The sequence below is a fragment of the Rhizorhabdus sp. P4_G6 genome (assembly GCF_056401045.1).
Genome location: NZ_JBFUKC010000004.1, coordinates 85,438 through 103,784, shown reverse-complemented (window position 1 = coordinate 103,784; position 18,347 = coordinate 85,438). Strand labels below are relative to the sequence as shown.

Genomic DNA, 18,347 nt, shown 5'->3' with positions numbered 1-18,347 from the left:
GCGTCTGAGGGCCAAACAAACACCCTGTGCCGTCAAATCACTTAGCCGCTGCAGCCTTCTCAGGCTCGAAACCGCGCTGATACTGGATCTCCGCGCTGGTGCGGGCGCGCGCGACCTGGGCCTTGCTTTCGGCGACCAGTTCACGGCGGCGGACCATTTCGGCGGCGGCCAGGCGCGCCGAGGCGGTGGGCGTCGGCGTGTTGTCGCGGCCGACGATGACGCTGGCCACATATTGCCCGTTCGACGGCAACACGAACGGCTCGCCTGGCGGAAGCTTGTTGATGACGCCGATCAGCTGCGGATCGAGCCGCCCGGTGTCGATCACCCCCTTGCCGCGCGCGAAGCCGAGGCCGAGCTTCTGGAGCCCTGCCGCGATGTCGTCGAGGCTGTGCGCGTCCTTCAGCGCCATCAGGCTCCTCGCATTTTTGGGCGCAGCAAATTGGATCTGGTCGAGCAGCAGGCGCTGGCGTCCGCCAAATTGTGCAGGGTTGTCGGCGACATATTGGGTTATGTCGCGGTCGTCGGGCATTGGCACGGTCGCGGCGATCTTCTGGCCGAGCATGCTGACCAGAAGATTTTCCTCGAGCCGGCGCTGCTGGGCAACGAAATCGGGAGTCTTGTCGAGACCCTGCTCGCGCGCCTTCTGGACGATCAGCTTGCGATCGATCAGCCGTTGCAACACTTGCTTGCGCAGCTTGGTGCGATCTGCGGCGTCCGGAATGCGGACGCCCTGAAGCTCTGCATTAAGCTCCTGCATCGAGATCTCGTCGCCATTGACGATCGCGACCACCTGGCCTTTCGGCTCCTTGTGGCAGCCAGAGACAAGAAGACTCGCGGCCATGACGCCGCCGAGAAGTGCAGCTCTTACCTTCACCCTGAATTCCCCCGACGCGTGCATGTCACATTGACGTCGGCAACATTGCTACATGATTGCCAGCCGTGGCGACAAGCCTGTATGCCGCCATATTGGCTTGGAGGGTGTGGAATTGGAGACAATTTACGATTGGGTCACGGTCGCGATCTTCGCAGGACTGGTCGTTCTCTTCATGCAACGGTCGACCGGCGAACGACCACCTCGAGATTCGATGCTGCAATATCTGGGCGCCGCGGTGGGTTGCGCCGTCGCCAACTATTTCGGCAACAAGGCCATCGCCGGCGAAGGTTTCATCTATCATCTGATCGGCATCACGGTCATCGTGGCGACGCTGGCCTATATCCAGATCGTGCTGAAGCCGTTGGAGAAGCCGGGCGACTAGGCTTTAGCGGGAAGATTCTGCCGGCGATGGCGCGCCCGCCTCGCCGAAAACCACCCGCCGCGCGGTCGGTGACAATTCGGCAAGCAGCGCCGGGATGAAGCGCATCAGCGTCAGCGTCGCGCTCTTGTCGTCGGGAGCAGCGGTCGAGATGCGGACGAGCACGCCGTCGGGCACGCGTCCCTTCAGGTTTTCCTTGGCCACCGCCCAATGCTGCGCCCACCAGCGCGTCGGGAAATCATTGCCGATGCGGGTCCAGTAGATGAGCTGCTCGCTGCGATTGGCGCTGCGCGCGCCGATATAATGGCCGGGCACGGTAAGGCCGCCGCCGACATCAAGCGGGATCATCCGCTGCTCCAGCAGTTCATAGCCCGACGCCGGATAGCAGACTTCGGGGCGGTGGACCTGGAGCATGCCGTCCTGCGTCCCGTTATAGGCGACGAGCAGCATCACCGGCAGCTGGGTCGGCGATGCATAATAACGGGTCAGCACGGCATTGTAGAGTCTGTCGCGCAGCTGGTCGGCCGGCGGCAGGACCAGGCCGTTGCTGGTCTCGTAGGACCAGTCGCCGACCTGCTTCGGAAAAAGCGGGTCGAGCTTGGCATCCTCGATCATCCGGAACGGCACGTCGGGGCGGCGCGAATTGGCGACCAGCCCCACGCCGCCGAGAAGGCCGCCGGCGATGAGCGATCGGCGGGTGATCGGCAGCTTGCCGCTCATGCGGCGGCGCTTCGGGCAAGGCGGCGGCGCAGCGGCGATGCCAGCGCGTCGATCCCGAAGATGCCCAGCACCGAGACCAGGAACATGGTGATGCCTGAAAAGGTGTGAAGGAAGCCCTGCGCCGCCTCGTCACCGAAATAATGGGTGATCAGGATCAGGCCGAGCACGCGGATGAAATTGGCGAGGATCGCCACCGGCACGATCGCCAGCATGAGCAGCAGCGCATAGCGCCAGTTCGCGTTGTGGCGGATATAGACATAGAACAGCCCGATCGCAGACAGGCTGATCAGCGAGTTGAGCCCCGCGCAGGCGGCGGCGATCAACAGCTGGTACTGGCCGATGACGATCGTCACGCCCGATCCGGCGATCGGATAGCCGAAGCCGTGGAGCAGGTCGATCGCGGCCTGGGAGATCGCGATCTTCAGCGGCTGGGTGATCATCGCCACCACCGTATCGGGCGGTGGGAAGATGAAGAGCATATAGAGGATCGGGAACCACATCGCCCTGAGTGGCGCAAACCCGACCAGCCAATAGGCGGCGACCAGCAGCAACCCATACATCATGAAGCCCTCGACCTCGATGACGGTGATGATGCGCGCGACTGCATAGACCGGTGCCAGCAGCAGGAAGGCGGCCAGCGCGATGCGGGTATCGCCGGGTCGGGCGAGCATGCGAACCTCGCTCCACCGGCGCCAGAACAGCCACAGGCCGGTTGCCAGGACGATGGGGCCGTGCGCGCCCTGCTCGGTCGACCAGTTCTCGCTGGCAACGCCGTACATGGTCGGCAGCACCAGGCCGAGCATGCCGATGACGAGCAGCCAATGCGACGCGAGCGCAGCGCGGATCGGGGCGAAGTCGGACCAGCCATAATGGCTGGCGCTCCGGCCTGCCCGCCGCTCTGCCATGTCCCCCGAATGATCGCCCAAGTTTACGCCATCTCAACCATGTTGTGCGCATCCTCGCCGCCGATCGCACCGCGGCGCGATGGAGTCGGTAACGAGCGCTTCGCCCCGATCGGGCATAGCGGATCGGCACAGGACCGGATAGCCGATTACGGGCGAAGTCGGTGGTTTTTGCTGGAGCGGCGGTTTGCAATTGTTAACCAGCGCGGTTTTGTAGTTGATCCGGTTTATGCTATTGGATGGGGCACGCAGTTGCGTTGGGGGTTTCGGGGTAGTTCTTCATGTTGAAGGAAGCGGTTGCGTCCAAAGCTGCCAAGCTGCTGATGACCTGTGTCTGCCCGGTCGCGGGAACGACGGCCCTGAGTCTCGGCGTTCCGCAGGTTCGTGATGCGGTCTACAAGGCGACCCAGCCCCGCCAATATGCCAAGCCCAAGACGCGCGTGCGGCAGCAGGGAGAGGCGCCGGTCGAAGTCGCCGTGAACGATGCCTGCCCGCCCGTCACGCCCTTCAAGATCGGCGATCTGCCGCCCACCAAACCGCCCAAGAACCCGCCGGACGATCCCCCGAGCCCTCCGCCGAACGATCCTCCGCCGCCGATGCCGCCGATCTTCCCGCCCAGTCCGCCGGGGGTGCCGCCCGGCCCGCCTGGCGTGCCGGAGCCATCGACCTGGCTTCAGCTCGTGATCGGTTTCGGCCTCATAGGCGGCATTGCGCGCAGCGCCTACCGCAAGAACAACGGCCGGACCGGCGCCGAGCCGGAGCAGTCCTGAGATGATCGATTTCTTGGAAGGAACGATGTTGCGATCGTCGAAGGCCGTGTCGGCTTTTGAAATATCGGGAACGGGGTTGTCATGCTGAAGGAAGCCGTCGCATCCAAAGCTGCCAAGCTGCTGATGACCTGCGTGTGTCCGGTCGCCGGCACGACCGCCCTGACCCTTGGCGTTCCCCAGGTCCGGGACGCCGTCCACAAGGCCGTGCAGCCGCGCCAATATGCCAAACCCAAGACGCGCGTGCGCCAGCTGGAAGAGCCCGTTCAGGTCGCGTCGGCCGAGGACTGTCCCACGCTGACCCCTCTCGCCATTGCCGACGTGCCGTTCCAGGCCCCGGCCGCCTCGCTGGCGACCGGTCCGTCGCAGCTTGCGGAGGTGCCGCAGCCCGAGGCGGGGCTGCCCCTCACGCCGCGCATCTTCATTCCGCGCAACGATGGCATGGCCGCCTCGGAGCCGGACGGTGCGCCGGAGTCGTCGAGCTGGGTGAAGCTCATCCTCGGCTTTGGGGTGATCCCCGGCATTCCTCGCGTTAACTATCGCAAGAACGCGGGGCGAGAGGGCGAGAAGACGCCGGCGTGACGTTCCGATCTGCCGGGAGTCTATCGATCCCCGGCCGACGAACGGCTCAGAACGGCCTTTCGCCGATCACGTTGCCGCCTTCGCTGTAGCGGCAGACTAGGAAGTCGTCGCGGCGGCCATGGGCTACAGCGCAGCCGACGGCGCGCGAGGAGCGCCACATCACCTGTGTGTAATGGCCGACCTTGTCGAGATCGCCGCTGATGCTGTTGTTGGGGAAGATGCCGGGCTTGTAGTCGCGTTTCTCGGCGACCCACAGGCCGATCATCGACTCCGGGCCATAATAGCCCCTTGTCCCGGCCCAGAGATTCTCGCCCTGCGGATCGGTCTCCCCCGGCGCATCTTCCGAGTGCACCAGATAGCCGACCCGCACGAGATGCTGCGCATAGGCCTCGGCATCATGTGCCAGCAATTCGTTCCACGCCAGCGGCGCTATGCCAAGCGCCGCGCGTTCGCGGTTGTGGCCGGCGAGCAGCCGCTGTTCGAGATTATTGTCCAGCCCGGTGGCACCTTGCGCGAAGGGAGCAGCCAGCGCCAGCGCCAGCGCTCCCGCCACTTTCATCACCTTTGCACGCCCCAAGCCGAAAGCCATCGCATCGCTCCATCATCCGATGGCTCGAATGTTAGGAACTGTGACTTGCGGCTTGGTGTGGGAGATTGGTGACCGTGCCGTTCAGCACTTTCCACCAGTCCTGACGCTCGAAGCCGCCCTTTTCCGGCTGATCCGGTCGAGATGTTGACGCGCTGTTTACCGTCGACGCGGCGGCTGGTGTGCGCGGCACGTCCGAATCATATGGTCAGGGCTGGGGGAGAGGGGCGCTGCGGGCCGGAGGTTCCGGCTCGAGATCGGCTATTGCCGCTTCTGCGATTTTACCGCAGCCACCACGTCCTGCACGCCGTACCGGACTTTCACCGGCGCATCTCTCTCCTGCGAAGGGCTCCACTTAAGCGGATGTCCCTGCCGACGCAGCCACTGCTATCTACTAGAAGCCGGCTGCCCGCACCAGCGGACTCTGGACCGTCCCGGCATTGCCAGCCCATGCCGCAACATTAGTTGTAGAGTGTTGCAGCGACGTCACGGTTTACGCAACTATATGTTAATCTGCGGTGCTGCTAGAAGCGTCCGTGCTGGTAAACGCGGCTGATGTCCCCGCCCCAGTCGCCATGATAGAGATCCAACAACTGATCGGCGGGTGTCTTGCCGCTGGCGACAATCTCGCGCAACGGTGCGAGGAAGCCGCTCTCGTCGTCGCCCGCACCGTTCAGCCGCGCCCGCGCCTTGAGCCCGCTCGCAGCGATGTCGAGTATCGTCGCGCCGAGTTGCTGGAAATCGCGCCCGCGTGGCCCCATCGCCCGCAGCCCCAGCCGCGGCACCTCGGCACGGATGCGGTGATGGTCCTCGATCGTCCAGTGCTTGACCTCATCCCACGCCGCATCCATCGCGTCGTCGTCGTAGAGCAGGCCGACCCAGAAGGCGGGAAGCGCGCAGATCCGGCTGTGGGGGCCGCCATCGGCACCGCGCATCTCGAGGAAGCTCTTGAGGCGAACTTCCGGGAAGGCGGTCGACAGATGATCGGTCCAGTCGGCAATCGTCGGCTTCTCGCCGGGTAGCACCGACAGCTTGCCATCCATGAAATCCCGAAAGCTCAGGCCGGCCGCGTCGACATAACCGTCGCGGAACGCGAAATACATCGGCACGTCGAGCATATAGTCGGCGTAGCGCTCATAGCCGAATCCATCCTCGAACACGAACGGCAGCATGCCGGTGCGGTGCGGATCGGTATCGGTCCAGATATGGCTGCGATAGCTGAGGAAGCCGTTGGGCTTGCCTTCGAGGAAAGGCGAGTTGGCGAACAGCGCGGTCGCGAGCGGCTGAAGCGCGAGGCTGAGCCGAAACTTGCGGACCATGTCGGCCTCGCTCGAATAGTCGAGGTTGGTCTGGATGGTGCAGGTCCGCAGCATCATGTCGAGGCCCATCGTGCCCACCCGCGGCATGTGGTGCAGCATGATGTCGTAGCGGCCCTTGGGCATGATCGGCAATTCGGCGCGGGTCTTGTCGGGCCACAGGCCCAGCCCGAGAAAGCCGATGCCGAGCTTTTCGCCGATCGCCTTGACCTGTTCGAGGTGGCGGCCGGTTTCGGCGCAGGTCTGATGGATATTGTCGAGCGGCGCGCCCGACAGCTCGAACTGGCCGGCGGGCTCGAGGCTGACATTGCCGTCGTTGCCGGCAAGGGCGATGATGTTGTCGCCCTCATAGACCGGTTCCCAGCCATATTTGGTCAGGCCGATCAGCAGCGCATGGATGCCGCCGCGCTCCTCATAGGAAGGGGCACGGTGCGAATCCTCGAAGAATACGAACTTTTCATGCTCGGTTCCGATGCGCCAATTCTGCTTCGGTTTTTCCCCGCCTGAAAAGACGGAGATCAGGTCGTCTTTCGACTCGATCAGCGGATCTTCGCCATCGGCTGCTTTGCGCGTGCTCATCGTCGCGCCCATAGCGGACCGATCGGTACGTGGCTAGTGCCCCGCGTCGCGGCAGCCGGGGCTTACCGCCAGTCGCCTGCCAGCGCCATCCACAGCGATACCGCTGCCGCCATCGCCGTATCGGCGCGCAGGATTCGCGGGCCGAGCGATATGCCGGTGGTTTGGGGAATTGCCCTGATCGCCGCGCGCTCCTCCGCGGTGAAGCCACCCTCCGGCCCGATCAGGATTGCGGCCGGCCCCGGCTGCACCGCCTGCCCCATCGGGACGCCGCCTTCCTCGTCGGCGAAGATCAGGGCGCGGTCCTGGGGCCATTCGCGCAGCAGGGTGGCGAGCTTCACCGGCTCGTCGAGGACCGGGAGGGCGGTGCGCTCGCACTGTTCGGCGGCCTCGACCATATGGGCGCGCAGCCGATCGAGGTTCAGCCGGTCGACGATGGTGCGTTGGGTGATCACCGGTCGTAACCGCGCTACTCCGAGTTCGCAGGCCTTTTCCGCCATCCAGTCGATGCGGCCTTTCTTGATCGGCGCGGCCAGCAGCCAGAGGTCGGGTACGGCTTCGCGCTCGCGGAGCCGGTTGACGATGCGGACGCTCAGCGCCCGCTTGCCGACCTGTTCGATTTCGGCGCGCCATTCCCCGGTGCGGTCGTCGAACAGAGAGATTCCATCGCCCTCCCTGAGGCGCATCACTCCACTGAGATAATGCGCCTGGCCGCCGTCGATCGTCAGCGACAGGCCGTCCGACAGCGGTTGATCGATGAACAGGCGGGTGAGGCTGGCGGGCGGCCAGGCGGGAGTATTGGCCATGGGTCTTCCGAAGGCGGAGCTTTTCCCTTACCTGCCGTCCATGGCCGAGGAAGTCGAGGAAATCGTACCCGACAGCGAGTTTCGGGGCATGGCGCGGCGGCTGCCTGCCACGTTGCGTCCCTATTGGCTGCTCGCACGATTCGATCGTCCGATCGGCAGCTGGCTGCTGTTCTGGCCTGGAGCCTGGGCGGTCGCGCTGGCCGGCCGCGCGGTCGAACGCTGGGACCTGATCGCCTGGATGGCGCTCGGCGCGGTCGTGATGCGCGGTGCCGGGTGCGTCTATAACGACATCGTCGACCGCGATCTCGACCGCAAGGTTGCCCGCACCGCGGCACGGCCGCTGGCGAGCGGAAGGGTGAGCCTCAAGGCGGCCTGGGCGTGGCTCGCCGTCCTTTGCCTCATCGGCTTGGTCGTACTGCTGCAGTTCAATCTGGTGGCGGCCTGTGTAGCGCTCGCCAGCCTTGGCGCCGTCGCGGCCTATCCATTCATGAAGCGGATCACCTGGTGGCCGCAGGCGTGGCTCGGCATCGTTTTTTCCTGGGCTGCGCTGGTCGGCTGGCCAGCGGTAGCCAGCGGCTTCGATCCGGCGCTGTGGCTGCTCTATGCCGGATCGATCTTCTGGGTGATCGGCTATGACACCATCTATGCGCTGCAGGATATCGAGGATGACGCGCTGGCCGGGGTCAAGTCTTCGGCGCGCGCGCTCGGCCGGCATGCCCGGACAGGGGTCGCTTCATTCTATGTCCTCGCGATCGCCTGCTGGGCGGGAGCGCTGTGGCAGCTGCGCCCGCAGGCCTTGGCGCTCGTGGCGCTGATCCCGATCGCGGTGCATCTGGGCTGGCAGGTCATGGCGCTGGACCCGGCCGATCCGGTAGATGCGCTCGCCAAGTTCCGGGCGAACCGTTTCGCCGGTTTGCTGATGTTTCTGGCATGTTTCGTCGTCGGTGCGACGGCCTGACAGGTTTTAGCGGGAACGCCGAGGGGCGTTTACCCTTTGACCTCGCGGTGCGCCGAACTTAAGTCGCCCCCATGCTGAGCACTTCCGAAGCCGAAACCCGTACCGCCGATCTTGTCGCCGCCGCCCGCAAGGCCGGTGCCGACGCCGCCGATGCGCTCTACATCTGCAACGCCTCGACCCAGATCTCGGTTCGCCTCGGCGCGCTGGAGGATGTCGAACGCTCCGAAGGCGAGGAGATCGGACTCAGGCTGTTCGTCGGCAGCCGCTCGGCCAGCGTGTCGTCGTCGGATCTGTCGGCCGAGGCGCTTGGGGCACTGGTCGATCGCGCGGTGGCGATGGCGCGCGAGGCGCCCGAGGATCCTTATTCCGGCCTGGCGCCTGAGGACCGGCTGCTGCGCGGCACGGCGGTCGATGTCGACGGCGACGATCTGGCCGACCCGTCCCCGGCGGCGCTGCGCGAGCGCGCCGAAGCCGCTGAAAGTGCCGCCCGCGCGGTCGCGGGCATCACCAACAGCGAAGGCGCGGGGGCATCGGCGAGCCGCACAGTGATCGCGCTTGCCACCAGCGCCGGCTTCGCGCGCGGCTATTCGACCAGCGGTTATGGCTGCTCTGCCAGCGTCATCGCCGGCGAGGGCGGTGGCATGCAGCGTGACTATGCCTATCATTCCGCCCGTCACCTGAGCGATCTCGAGGATGGCTCCGCGATCGGCACCCGCGCCGGCGAACGTGCGGTGAAACGGCTGAACCCGGGCAGATTGTCGAGCGGCGCGATGCCGGTCGTCTATGATCCGCGCGTCGGCTCGGGACTGCTGGGCCACCTCGCCGGCGCGATCACCGGGTCGGCGGTCGCGCGCCGCACCAGCTTCCTGCTGGACAGGCTGGGCGAGCAGGTGTTCGCCAAGGGCATCTTCATCCGCGACGATCCGCACCGCCTGCGCGGCCTGCGCTCCAAGCCGTTCGATGGCGAGGGGCTTCCGACCGCGAAATGCGACATCATCGCCGACGGCGTGCTGACCGGCTGGATCATGGATTCGGCGTCCGCGCGCCAGCTCGGCCTGGAGCCGACCGGCCATGCCACCCGCGGCGTCGGCGGTCCGCCGGGAACCGGCGTCACCAACTTCTATCTCGAGCCCGGCATACTCTCGCCGGAAGAGCTGATCGCCGACATCAGGCTCGGCGTCTACGTCACCGAACTGATAGGGCAGGGCGTGAACGGCGTCACCGGCGACTATAGCCGCGGCGCCTCGGGTTTCGTGATCCGCGACGGCCAGTTGTGCGAGCCCGTCGCCGAGATCACCGTCGCGGGCAATCTCAAGGATATGTTCCGCGAATTGACCGCGGCTTCGGATCTTGTCTTCCGCCGCGCCGTTGATGCTCCGACTATTCGGATCGAAGGGATGATGATCGCTGGTGCCTGAGAGCCTCCTTGATGCGGTAAGCGCCGTCGCAGTCGAAGTCGGCGCAATGGCACACGCGGCATGGCGCGGCGATTTCAAGACTTGGGACAAGGTGCCGGGAAGCCCGGTCTGCGACATCGACCTGGCGGCCGATGCATTGCTGCGCGAGCGGCTGATGGCGCTCGACCCGGAAGCGGGGTGGCTGTCGGAGGAAACCGCAGACAGCGCCGAGCGGCTCAACTGCGTGCGCGTCTGGGTGGTCGATCCGATCGATGGAACGCGCGATTATGTGCGTGGCCGTGAAGGCTGGGCGGTCTCGATCGCGCTCGTCGAAGGCGGGCGTCCGCTGATCGGCGTGCTCGACGCGCCAGCGCGCGGCGAGCATTGGCGCGCGAAGGCCGGGCAGGGCGCGACCCGCAATGGCGAGCCGATCCGGGCATCGACACGGCAGGAACTGGCCGGTGCGCGGGTTCCGGCCGACGTGCTCGCGCGGGCCGATTCCGATCTGGTCACGGTGGGCAAGCCCAACTCGATCGCGCTCCGGATCGCGATGGTTGCCGCGGACCAGGCCGACCTTCTGGCCACGATCCGCTGGGGCAATGAATGGGACATCGCCGCCGCGGCGCTCATCGCGCAGGAGGCTGGCGCCACGGTCACCGACGCGCTGGGCCAGCCATTGCGCTACAACAGTACCAAGGGCGAACAGTTCGGCGTCCTGGCGGCGGCGCCGGCAATCCACTCTGCGGCCGTACAGCGGCTGGCGCACCGGGCCGCGCAGGGGATTATCCGCTGATCATAGGCCGAGCCGGGGGATCTCTATCTTGGGACAGCGGTTGACCACCGCCTTGAGCCCGGCCGCCTCGGCGCGGGCCACCGCCTCGTCGTTGAACACGCCCAGCTGGGTCCACACCGCACCGGCCCCGACGGCGATCGCGTCATCGATCACCGGGCCGGCGGCGGCGGAGTTGCGGAAGATGTCGACGATGTCGATCGGCTCGGCGATGTCCGCGAGCGCCGCCACGACGGGTTCGCCGTGGATCGACTGGCCGGCAAGCTGCGGATTGACCGGGATGACCCGATAGCCCTTCGATTGCAGGAAGCGCATCACGCCATGGCTCGCCCGATCGGGACGGTCGCTCGCGCCCACCATCGCGATCGTCCTGGCATTGCGGAGAAGGTCGGCGATGTCCTGGTTGCTGTCGAGCGGCATGGCGTGTCCTTTAGCGGGGATCCGGCTAGAATGCGGCTGGCTTGGCGGGATTCAACCAGTCCGTGAGCTTGGCGGCGAGCGCCGCGAAAACCACGTCGTCCGCCTCCGCCGCAGGCGGCGTGCCCCCATCGGACCGGGTGCGGATGTCGATGTCGAGCGGAACCCGCCCGAGGAAGTCGAGGCCCATCGAAAGCGCCGCGGCCTGTGCACCGCCCTGGCCGAAGGGATCGGATATTTCGCCGCAATGCGGGCAGGCATAGCCGGCCATATTCTCGACCATGCCGACGATCGGCACGCTCGCCTGGTTGAAGAAGTCTATCGCCCGGGTGGCGTCGATCAGCGCCAGGTCCTGCGGCGTAGAGACGATAATCGCGCCCGCCGGCTTGTACTTCTGGACCATGGTGAGCTGGACGTCGCCGGTGCCGGGCGGCAGGTCGAGGATCAGCAGGTCGACGTCGCCCCATTCGGCATCGATCAGCTGGCCGAGCGCATTGGCGGCCATCGGACCGCGCCAGGCGATCGCCTGGCCCGGCTTCACCAGCTGGCCCATCGACAGCATCGGCACCCCGAACGGTGACATCACCGGGTCCATCTTCTGCCCGGTCGCCGTCGGCTTCATCCCCTCGGTCGACAGCAGACGGGGCTGGGAAGGGCCGTAGATATCGGCATCGACCAGTCCGACCTTCTTGCCCATCCGCCTGAGCGCGACCGCCAGATTGGCGGACAGGGTCGATTTGCCGACCCCGCCCTTGCCGGAACCGATCGCGATGATCTTTCGCCCGCGCTTCTCCGCGGTCATCGCGACGCGCACCGTTTCCACGCCGGGAACGGCGATCAGCGCCTGCTTGACGGCGGTCTCGAGCTTGCTGCGCGCATCGCCGGACAGGCCGGTTACGTCGAGGACTACGCTGACCGTTCCATCGTCATAGCGTGGCTCTGCGGAACGGCCGCTGGCGATCAGGCCCTTCCCGCTGATGGGGTCGATGACGCTGTCGAGCGCCTTGGGGAGCGAGTCTGTCATTTGCATGGCCGCAGCGAATAGACAGTCGGCAGGGAAAGAGCACTGTTTTTCCGCGGATCGCCTCCTATAATGGCAGTATGAACGAGAATGACAGTAGCGGGTTAGTGCCGCGGCCGGTGCTCAACGAGGGCGGGCCGTGGGGCGGCGGGGGATCCGGCGGCGATGGCGAGGGGCCCAACCCCTGGAACCAGCCGCCTCGTGGACGGCAGAGCCGCGGCCCGGCGGGCCGATCTGCGCTCGACGAGCTGCTGCGTCGGGGCCGCGCCCGGTTCGGTGGCCGCGGCGGGCAGGAGCCCGAGGCCGGGCGGCTCGTTCTGTGGGTGATCGGCGGGCTGCTGCTGCTGTGGATTGTCTGGACCAGCAGCCACCGGATCGATCCGCAGGAGCGCGGCGTGATCACGCGGCTCGGCTCCTATGCGGGCACACTAGAACCCGGCATGCGCTTTTCCTTCCCCGCACCGATCGACGTGGTCACCAAGATCGACATCGAAGACATAAGGGTGAAGGACATTCCCGCTGCCGGCGGCAATGCGCAGAACCTGATGCTGACCGGCGACCAGAACATGATCGACCTGGCCTATTCGGTGCGCTGGAACATCCGTGATCCGGAGCTTTATCTCTACGAGCTGGCCGATCCCGACGATACCGTCGCCGAGGTGGCCGAGAGCGCGATGCGGGCCGAGATCGCCCGGGTCGCCCTCAACGATGCGATGGGCTCGCAGCGCAGCCAGATCGAAGGCCGCGTCCAGCAGCGCATGCAGGAAATCCTCGACGGCTACCGCGCCGGCATCACCGTGCAGGGCGTCGCGATCAAGCAGGCCGATCCGCCGACGGCCGTGGTCGAGGCGTTCAAGTCGGTATCGGCCGCGCAGCAGCAGGCCCAGGCCTATCTCAACGAGGCGCGCGCCTATGCCCAGCAGCTCGGCGCCAAGGCCGAAGGCGAGGCCGCCGCGTTCGACAAGGTCTATGCCGAATATAAGCTGGCGCCCGAAGTGACCCGCCGCCGCATGTATTATGAGACGATGGAACGCGTTCTCGCCAAGACCGACAAGACGGTGATCGAGGCGCCCAACGTCATGCCCTATCTCCCGCTGCCGCAGACGCAGCAGCCGAAGCCGGTGCCGCAGCAATGAATATCAGCGACAGCCTCGCCAGCCGCACCATGATCGGCTGGACCATAGCGATCATCGCCGCCGTGATCTTCCTGAGCAGCATCTTCGCGGTGGTGCCGGAAACGAAGCAGGCGCTGGTCGTCCGCTTCGGCAAGCCCGAGCAGGTCTACAACGCCTACAAACCCAATGAGGATTTCGGGCAGACCGGCGCAGGCGTGATCTTCAAGATCCCGTTCATCGACCAGATCCGCTGGATCGACAAGCGCGTGCTGGATTTCGACATGGAGCGCCAGTCGGTACTGTCGACCGACCAGCTGCGGCTCGAGGTCGATGCCTATGCCCGTTACCGGATCGTCGATCCGCTGAGGATGGCGATCACCGCCGGCACCGAGCGGCGGGTCAGCGAGGCGTTGCGCCCGATCCTCGGCTCCTCGCTGCGCAATGAGCTCGGCAAGCGGCCGTTCGCAGCGTTGCTCAGCCCCGAGCGTGGCGCGGTGATGGAGAATATCCAGGCGCGGCTCAATCGGGTCGCGCGCCAATATGGCGCCGAAATCGTCGACGTTCGGATCAAACGCGCCGACCTGCCCGACGGGACGCCGCTGGAATCGGCTTTCAACCGCATGCGCACCGCGCGCGAGCAGGAGGCGCGGTCGATCCTTGCCGAGGGCCGCAAGCAGGCGCAGATCATCACTGCGGAGGCGGATGCGCAGGCCGCCGGCACCTATGCGGAAAGCTTCAACAAGGATCCCGATTTCTATAACTTCTATCGGGCGATGCAGTCCTACCGGATGACCTTCGGCACCGATGGAACCGAGGCAACCGGTTCGTCCAACATATTACTGTCACCCGACAACGAATATCTGCGGGAGTTTCGAGGGCGGCGCTAGGCCGCAAGGGAAACGGCACCGTTCAAGCGGGGTTCAGCGACCTAAGAGATAACCGACCCGGATATTCGGCTCGTCAGGACAGGAGTTTTAAGGAGTTGGCAAAAGTGCGTTATGCCTATGCGATCACCGCGGCCTTGCTGGCAGGTGGCGCCACCGCGACCCTGACGATGCAGCAGCCGCTCGGTGCCCAGATTCCGCAGAATGCGCCTGGCACGATCGATGCCGCCGCCCCGCGCCCCGGCGCGCCGATGAGCTTTGCCGATCTTGCCGCGAGGTTGCAGCCTGCGGTGGTCAACATCTCCACCACGCAGAAGATTCAGGTCAAGAATGGCGGCAACGCCTTCGCCGGCACGCCGTTCGAGGAGCTGTTCAAGCGCTTCGGTGGCGGTGGCGGCGGTGGCACCGACGATGATGGCAAGCCGATCACGCGCGAGGCGACATCGCTCGGATCCGGCTTCATCGTCTCGGCCGATGGCTATGTCGTCACCAACAATCACGTCATCTCGGCGGCGCCCGAAGGTGGCGGTAACGCGGTGGTGAGCTCGATCACCGTCACCTTGCCCGATCGCAAGGAGTATAAGGCGACGATCGTCGGCCGCGACCAGACCTCGGATCTCGCCCTGCTGAAGATCGAGGCCAAGGGCCTACCCTTCGTCACCTTCGGTGATTCCACCCGCGCCCGTGTTGGCGACTGGGTGGTTGCGATCGGCAACCCGTTCGGCCTGGGCGGCACGGTTACGGCGGGCATCGTCTCGGCGCTGCACCGGTCGATTGGCGTGAACGGCCCCTATGACCGCTATATCCAGACCGACGCCTCGATCAACCAGGGCAATTCCGGCGGGCCGATGTTTGACCTGCAGGGCAATGTGATCGGCATCAACACCGCGATCTTCTCGCCCACCGGCGGCAATGTCGGCATCGGCTTCGCGATCCCGGCCGAGGAAGCGAAGCCGATCATCGACCAGCTGCGCTCGGGCAGCCGCATCAAGCGCGGTTATCTCGGGGTCGGTATCCAGCCGATGACGGAGGATATCGCGACCAGCCTGGGCCTGCCCAAGGATCGGGGCGAGATCGTTGCTCGGGTCGAGCCCGGCGAGGCCGCTGCGCGCGCCGGCATCCGCCAGGGCGACGTGATCGTGTCCGTCAACGGCCAGGACGTCACACCCGATAACACGCTGTCCTACATCGTCGGGAAAACGCCGGTGGGCACGCGCATGCCGATCGAGTTGATCCGCGAGGGCCAGAGGCGGACCGTCACCGTAACGCTGGGCGAGCGGCCGCCAGAGGACCAGCTGGCCGCCAGTGCCGATGGCGACGCCGATCAGGGCGATGACGACAGCAGCGCCCAGGCTGCGCCCGACCAGGCGACCCGCAACGCCGTCGGCCTCGGCTTCCAGACGCTGACGCCGGATATCGCCCGCCGGCTCGGCGTCTCGCCGACGCTCAAGGGCGTGGTGGTCAACTATGTCGATCCCTCCAGCGATGCGGCTGCGAACGGCTTTCAGCCGCGCGACATCATCCTGCAGATCAACAATGTGCCGGTCACGACGGCGCAGGCTGCGGCTGCGCAGATCGCTGCTGCCAAGAAGGCGAAGCGGCCCACCGTGCTGTTGTTCGCGCAGCGCGGAAACAATCCGCCGCGCTACATCGGCGTCCAGCTGAAAAACTGATATCTCCTGCTCCAGGAGAGCAGGGCAACCGCAAAAGGAACGGGCCGGATGGGGAAGCCATCCGGCCCGTTCCTCCTGAGCCGTTCAGAAGCGGTAGCTGACCGTTGCCAGCAGCGAGTGGTAGGCGAACTTGGTGAAGCCGCGCCGGAAATCGGTTCCGGTCCCGTTGATCGCGGTGAACGGACCACCGACGGGGCCGCCAGAGGCGTTCACGGTGTATTTGTTGTTCTTCAGGACGGTGAACAGGTACAGTGCGCCGATCGAGAACGGTCCGACCTTCTGCTCGATGCCGCCACCATAATTATAACCCCAGGCGTCCTTCTTGCTGCCCGAGGTGGTGAAGCTATTCACCGCGTTCGTCGTCGAGAAGCTGTTCTCGATCTTGCCGTAGGAGAGGCCGCCGGTACCGTAGAGCAGCGTGCCGGTGCTGAACGAATAACCGCCACGAGCGCGGATCGCGCCATTTTCCTTCAGCTTGGCCTTGATCTTGTAGACGGCCGGCGTCGTGCTGAACGCCGTGACACTGTCATAGAGATAGGCCCTGCCGCCTTCGACGACCGCGCCGACGACCGGGCCGCTGGTCTCGCCGAACTGATAGTCGAAGCCCGCATGCACCTTCCAGGCGGTGCCGTCATTGTCCTTCGTGCAACCGGTGGTCGGGCTCGTAGAGGTAGGCGAGCCGCCGCAGTAGCCGGGGCCGAACGTCGGCTGGAAGGAATCGCCGAAACTGCCGTCCATGTCGCGGTCGAAGACAATCTGCTCGTCGCCATCCCGGGGCTGCCAGGCATAACCAAGCTGGCCACCGACATAGAAGCCGGTCCAGCTGGGCGAAGTAGTTGTGAGGTCCTGGGCAGACGCGGCACTGGCACCAAGCGCTGCCAGCCCAATAGCCGCCGTCGTGATGAGGAGATTTCGCATATGTATAAACCCTTTCTGCTGCCGAACGGCGAGGCGGAAACGGCCTTCATCTCAAATCGATCCGTCATTACGGCTGGATAAACGCCCAGTGGTGCACATTTGCCACGGTTTCTGTCGCCTGCATGAACCGTTTCGGCGCAACATGGTCTATTGTCCGAAACTTGGTTCCGACGCGCGCCGCAGCGCTTCCTGCGCGGCCGCAATAAGCGCGCCGGCCTTCGCTTCGCACTCGCGCTGCTCATAGAGCGGATCACTGTCGGCGACGATCCCTGCGCCGGCCTGGACATGCATCACCCCGTCCTTGACCACCGCGGTGCGCAGCACGATGCAGCTGTCCATAGATCCGTCGGCCGAGAAATAGCCGACACCGCCCGCATAGGCGCCGCGCGTTTCGTGCTCGAGTTCGGCGATGATCTGACAGGCGCGGACCTTCGGCGCACCCGATACGGTGCCCGCCGGGAAGCCCGCGAACAGCGCGTCGAGCGCATCCTTGCCTGGATCGAGCCGTCCAACGACGTTCGAGACGATATGCATGACGTGGCTGTAATGCTCGACCGTGTAGCTGTCCGTCACCTCTACCGTGCCCGCCAGGGCAACGCGCCCGACATCGTTGCGGCCAAGATCGAGCAGCATCAGATGTTCCGCACGCTCCTTCGGATCGGCCAGCAGGCTCTCGCGATTGGCGACATCCTCGGCGGCGGTGCGGCCGCGCGGTCGGGTGCCGGCGATCGGTCGGATCGTCACCTCGCCGTCACGCGCACGCACCAGTATCTCGGGCGACGACCCGATCAACGCAAAGCCGGGCAGGTCGAGGAAATAGAGGAAGGGCGACGGATTGATCCGCCGCAGCGCGCGGTAGAGATCGATCGGCGGCAGCGGGAAGGGCACGGTAAAGCGCTGGGCAAGCACCACCTGGAAGATGTCGCCTGCGGCGATATAGTCCTTCGCCTTCAGCACCATATCGCCATAAGCATCGGCGCCCAGTTGGGGCGTCAGGGCCGGTGCGCCGGGGTCGACATCGCACCGGCTGCGCGGCGGGAGCGGTCCGTCCAGCATTGCGGCATGCGCTTCGATCCGCTCTATGGCGCCGGCGATCTTGGCCTCCGGCGTGCCGGCGCTGTCGGGCCACAGCGGCGCGACCATGAACAGCTGGTCGGCCAGCCTGTCGAAAATCAGGATCATCGTCGGCCGCGCGAACAGCATATCCGGCAGGTCGAGTGGGTTGGCGGGCGGGCGCGGCAGCGTCTCGACCAGGCCGATCGTCTCATATGCGAAATAGCCGACCAGGCAGGCGAGCGCGCGCGGCAACCCCTCGGGGACGGTCATCCGGCACGCCGTTACCAGCGCGCGCATCGCGGTCAGCGCGTCCTCGGCCAGCGGCTCGAAGGCCTGCGCGTCGGTTGCCCAGTGGCGATTGATCTCCGCGCTGTTGCCGCGGGCGCGGAACATCAGGTCAGGCGCGAGGCCGAGCAGCGAATAACGCCCGCGAACCGCGCCGCCCTCGACCGACTCGAGCAGGAAATCGCCACGGCCTGGACGGATCAGCTTGAGCGCGGCGGCGACCGGCGTGTCGGTGTCGGCGACCTGGGTACGCCAGACCAATGCGGGCTCGCCGCGTGCAAGCGCCTCGCGCGCCGACTGGTCCTGCGTTTCCCCCATCATCCTG

Annotated in this window: 19 protein-coding genes; 9 read left to right on the top strand and 10 right to left on the bottom strand. The window is 65.8% G+C overall.

What is annotated here, in order from left to right; translation table 11 throughout:
- Positions 1-37 precede the first annotated feature (37 nt).
- Complete coding sequence (locus AC1DPF_RS06240) at positions 38-841, bottom strand: SurA N-terminal domain-containing protein (RefSeq protein ID WP_477868576.1); 804 nt, start codon at positions 839-841, stop codon at positions 38-40.
- A gap of 85 nt (positions 842-926) precedes the next feature.
- Between AC1DPF_RS06240 and AC1DPF_RS06235 the strand changes: the two genes are divergently transcribed.
- Positions 927-1,256 (top strand): XrtV sorting system accessory protein, encoded by a 330-nt coding sequence (locus tag AC1DPF_RS06235; RefSeq protein ID WP_477868578.1) that lies wholly within the window; start codon positions 927-929, stop codon positions 1,254-1,256.
- A gap of 3 nt (positions 1,257-1,259) precedes the next feature.
- Here AC1DPF_RS06235 and epsI read toward each other — a convergent pair whose 3' ends face one another.
- Both epsI and xrtV read right to left on the bottom strand, forming a co-directional pair.
- Positions 1,260-1,973: an exosortase-associated protein EpsI, V-type gene (gene epsI / locus AC1DPF_RS06230; RefSeq protein WP_477868580.1), complete on the bottom strand. Its 714-nt coding sequence runs from the start codon at positions 1,971-1,973 to the stop codon at positions 1,260-1,262.
- Positions 1,970-2,878, bottom strand: coding sequence for an exosortase V (gene xrtV, locus AC1DPF_RS06225; protein WP_477868582.1), 909 nt, complete (start codon positions 2,876-2,878; stop codon positions 1,970-1,972). Before xrtV ends, epsI begins: the two co-directional genes overlap by 4 nt.
- Before the next feature lie 278 nt (positions 2,879-3,156).
- Between xrtV and AC1DPF_RS06220 the strand changes: the two genes are divergently transcribed.
- A complete protein-coding gene (locus tag AC1DPF_RS06220; protein WP_477868584.1) occupies positions 3,157-3,645 on the top strand; it encodes a PEP-CTERM sorting domain-containing protein in 489 nt (162 codons plus the stop codon).
- 81 nt (positions 3,646-3,726) lie between these two features.
- The gene (locus tag AC1DPF_RS06215) at positions 3,727-4,224 is read left to right on the top strand and encodes a PEP-CTERM sorting domain-containing protein (protein ID WP_477868586.1); all 498 of its coding nucleotides are present in this window, start codon (positions 3,727-3,729) and stop codon (positions 4,222-4,224) included.
- A gap of 46 nt (positions 4,225-4,270) precedes the next feature.
- Here the strand turns inward: AC1DPF_RS06215 and AC1DPF_RS06210 are convergent, their stop codons facing one another.
- From AC1DPF_RS06210 to AC1DPF_RS06200, 3 genes are all read right to left on the bottom strand, one after another.
- Entirely contained in the window at positions 4,271-4,813 is a 543-nt protein-coding gene (locus AC1DPF_RS06210) for a CAP domain-containing protein (RefSeq protein WP_477868588.1), read from the bottom strand.
- Positions 4,814-5,334: 521 nt separating this feature from the next.
- The gene (locus tag AC1DPF_RS06205; protein ID WP_477868590.1) at positions 5,335-6,705 is read right to left on the bottom strand and encodes a glutamate--cysteine ligase; all 1,371 of its coding nucleotides are present in this window, start codon (positions 6,703-6,705) and stop codon (positions 5,335-5,337) included.
- 62 nt (positions 6,706-6,767) lie between these two features.
- The gene (locus AC1DPF_RS06200; protein ID WP_477868592.1) at positions 6,768-7,508 is read right to left on the bottom strand and encodes a 16S rRNA (uracil(1498)-N(3))-methyltransferase; all 741 of its coding nucleotides are present in this window, start codon (positions 7,506-7,508) and stop codon (positions 6,768-6,770) included.
- On the opposite strand from AC1DPF_RS06200, the gene ubiA reads away from it, so the two are divergent.
- The 3 genes from ubiA (at position 7,507) to AC1DPF_RS06185 (ending at position 10,656) form a co-directional block, all read left to right on the top strand.
- Positions 7,507-8,466 carry a 4-hydroxybenzoate octaprenyltransferase gene (gene ubiA / locus AC1DPF_RS06195; RefSeq protein ID WP_477868594.1) on the top strand — a complete coding sequence of 320 codons (960 nt, stop codon included), beginning with the start codon at positions 7,507-7,509 and terminating at the stop codon, positions 8,464-8,466. The two genes, AC1DPF_RS06200 and ubiA, sit on opposite strands and share 2 nt — an antisense overlap.
- A gap of 71 nt (positions 8,467-8,537) precedes the next feature.
- Positions 8,538-9,884 (top strand): TldD/PmbA family protein, encoded by a 1,347-nt coding sequence (locus AC1DPF_RS06190; RefSeq protein WP_477868596.1) that lies wholly within the window; start codon positions 8,538-8,540, stop codon positions 9,882-9,884.
- A complete protein-coding gene (locus AC1DPF_RS06185; RefSeq protein ID WP_477868598.1) occupies positions 9,877-10,656 on the top strand; it encodes a 3'(2'),5'-bisphosphate nucleotidase CysQ in 780 nt (259 codons plus the stop codon). Before AC1DPF_RS06190 ends, AC1DPF_RS06185 begins: the two co-directional genes overlap by 8 nt.
- Here the strand turns inward: AC1DPF_RS06185 and AC1DPF_RS06180 are convergent, their stop codons facing one another.
- Together AC1DPF_RS06180 and AC1DPF_RS06175 are read right to left on the bottom strand one after the other, a co-directional pair.
- On the bottom strand, positions 10,657-11,073 hold the full coding sequence (locus AC1DPF_RS06180) for a CoA-binding protein (protein WP_477868600.1): 417 nt from the start codon (positions 11,071-11,073) through the stop codon (positions 10,657-10,659).
- 25 nt (positions 11,074-11,098) lie between these two features.
- Complete coding sequence (locus AC1DPF_RS06175) at positions 11,099-12,100, bottom strand: Mrp/NBP35 family ATP-binding protein (RefSeq protein ID WP_477868602.1); 1,002 nt, start codon at positions 12,098-12,100, stop codon at positions 11,099-11,101.
- Positions 12,101-12,171: 71 nt separating this feature from the next.
- On the opposite strand from AC1DPF_RS06175, the gene hflK reads away from it, so the two are divergent.
- The 3 genes from hflK to AC1DPF_RS06160 all read left to right on the top strand — a co-directional run bounded on the left by hflK (position 12,172) and on the right by AC1DPF_RS06160 (position 15,763).
- The gene (gene hflK / locus AC1DPF_RS06170; protein ID WP_477868604.1) at positions 12,172-13,227 is read left to right on the top strand and encodes an FtsH protease activity modulator HflK; all 1,056 of its coding nucleotides are present in this window, start codon (positions 12,172-12,174) and stop codon (positions 13,225-13,227) included.
- Positions 13,224-14,093 carry a protease modulator HflC gene (gene hflC / locus AC1DPF_RS06165; RefSeq protein ID WP_477868606.1) on the top strand — a complete coding sequence of 290 codons (870 nt, stop codon included), beginning with the start codon at positions 13,224-13,226 and terminating at the stop codon, positions 14,091-14,093. The genes hflK and hflC overlap by 4 nt, the downstream gene beginning before the upstream one ends.
- Positions 14,094-14,197: 104 nt before the next feature.
- Positions 14,198-15,763, top strand: a complete 1,566-nt coding sequence (locus AC1DPF_RS06160) for a Do family serine endopeptidase (protein WP_477868608.1) — start codon at positions 14,198-14,200, stop codon at positions 15,761-15,763.
- Between the two features lie 84 nt (positions 15,764-15,847).
- Here AC1DPF_RS06160 and AC1DPF_RS06155 read toward each other — a convergent pair whose 3' ends face one another.
- Both AC1DPF_RS06155 and trpE read right to left on the bottom strand, forming a co-directional pair.
- A complete protein-coding gene (locus tag AC1DPF_RS06155) occupies positions 15,848-16,681 on the bottom strand; it encodes an outer membrane protein (RefSeq protein ID WP_477868610.1) in 834 nt (277 codons plus the stop codon).
- Positions 16,682-16,828: 147 nt separating this feature from the next.
- Positions 16,829-18,340, bottom strand: coding sequence for an anthranilate synthase component I (gene trpE, locus AC1DPF_RS06150; RefSeq protein WP_477869258.1), 1,512 nt, complete (start codon positions 18,338-18,340; stop codon positions 16,829-16,831).
- Between the last annotated feature and the right edge of the window lie 7 nt (positions 18,341-18,347).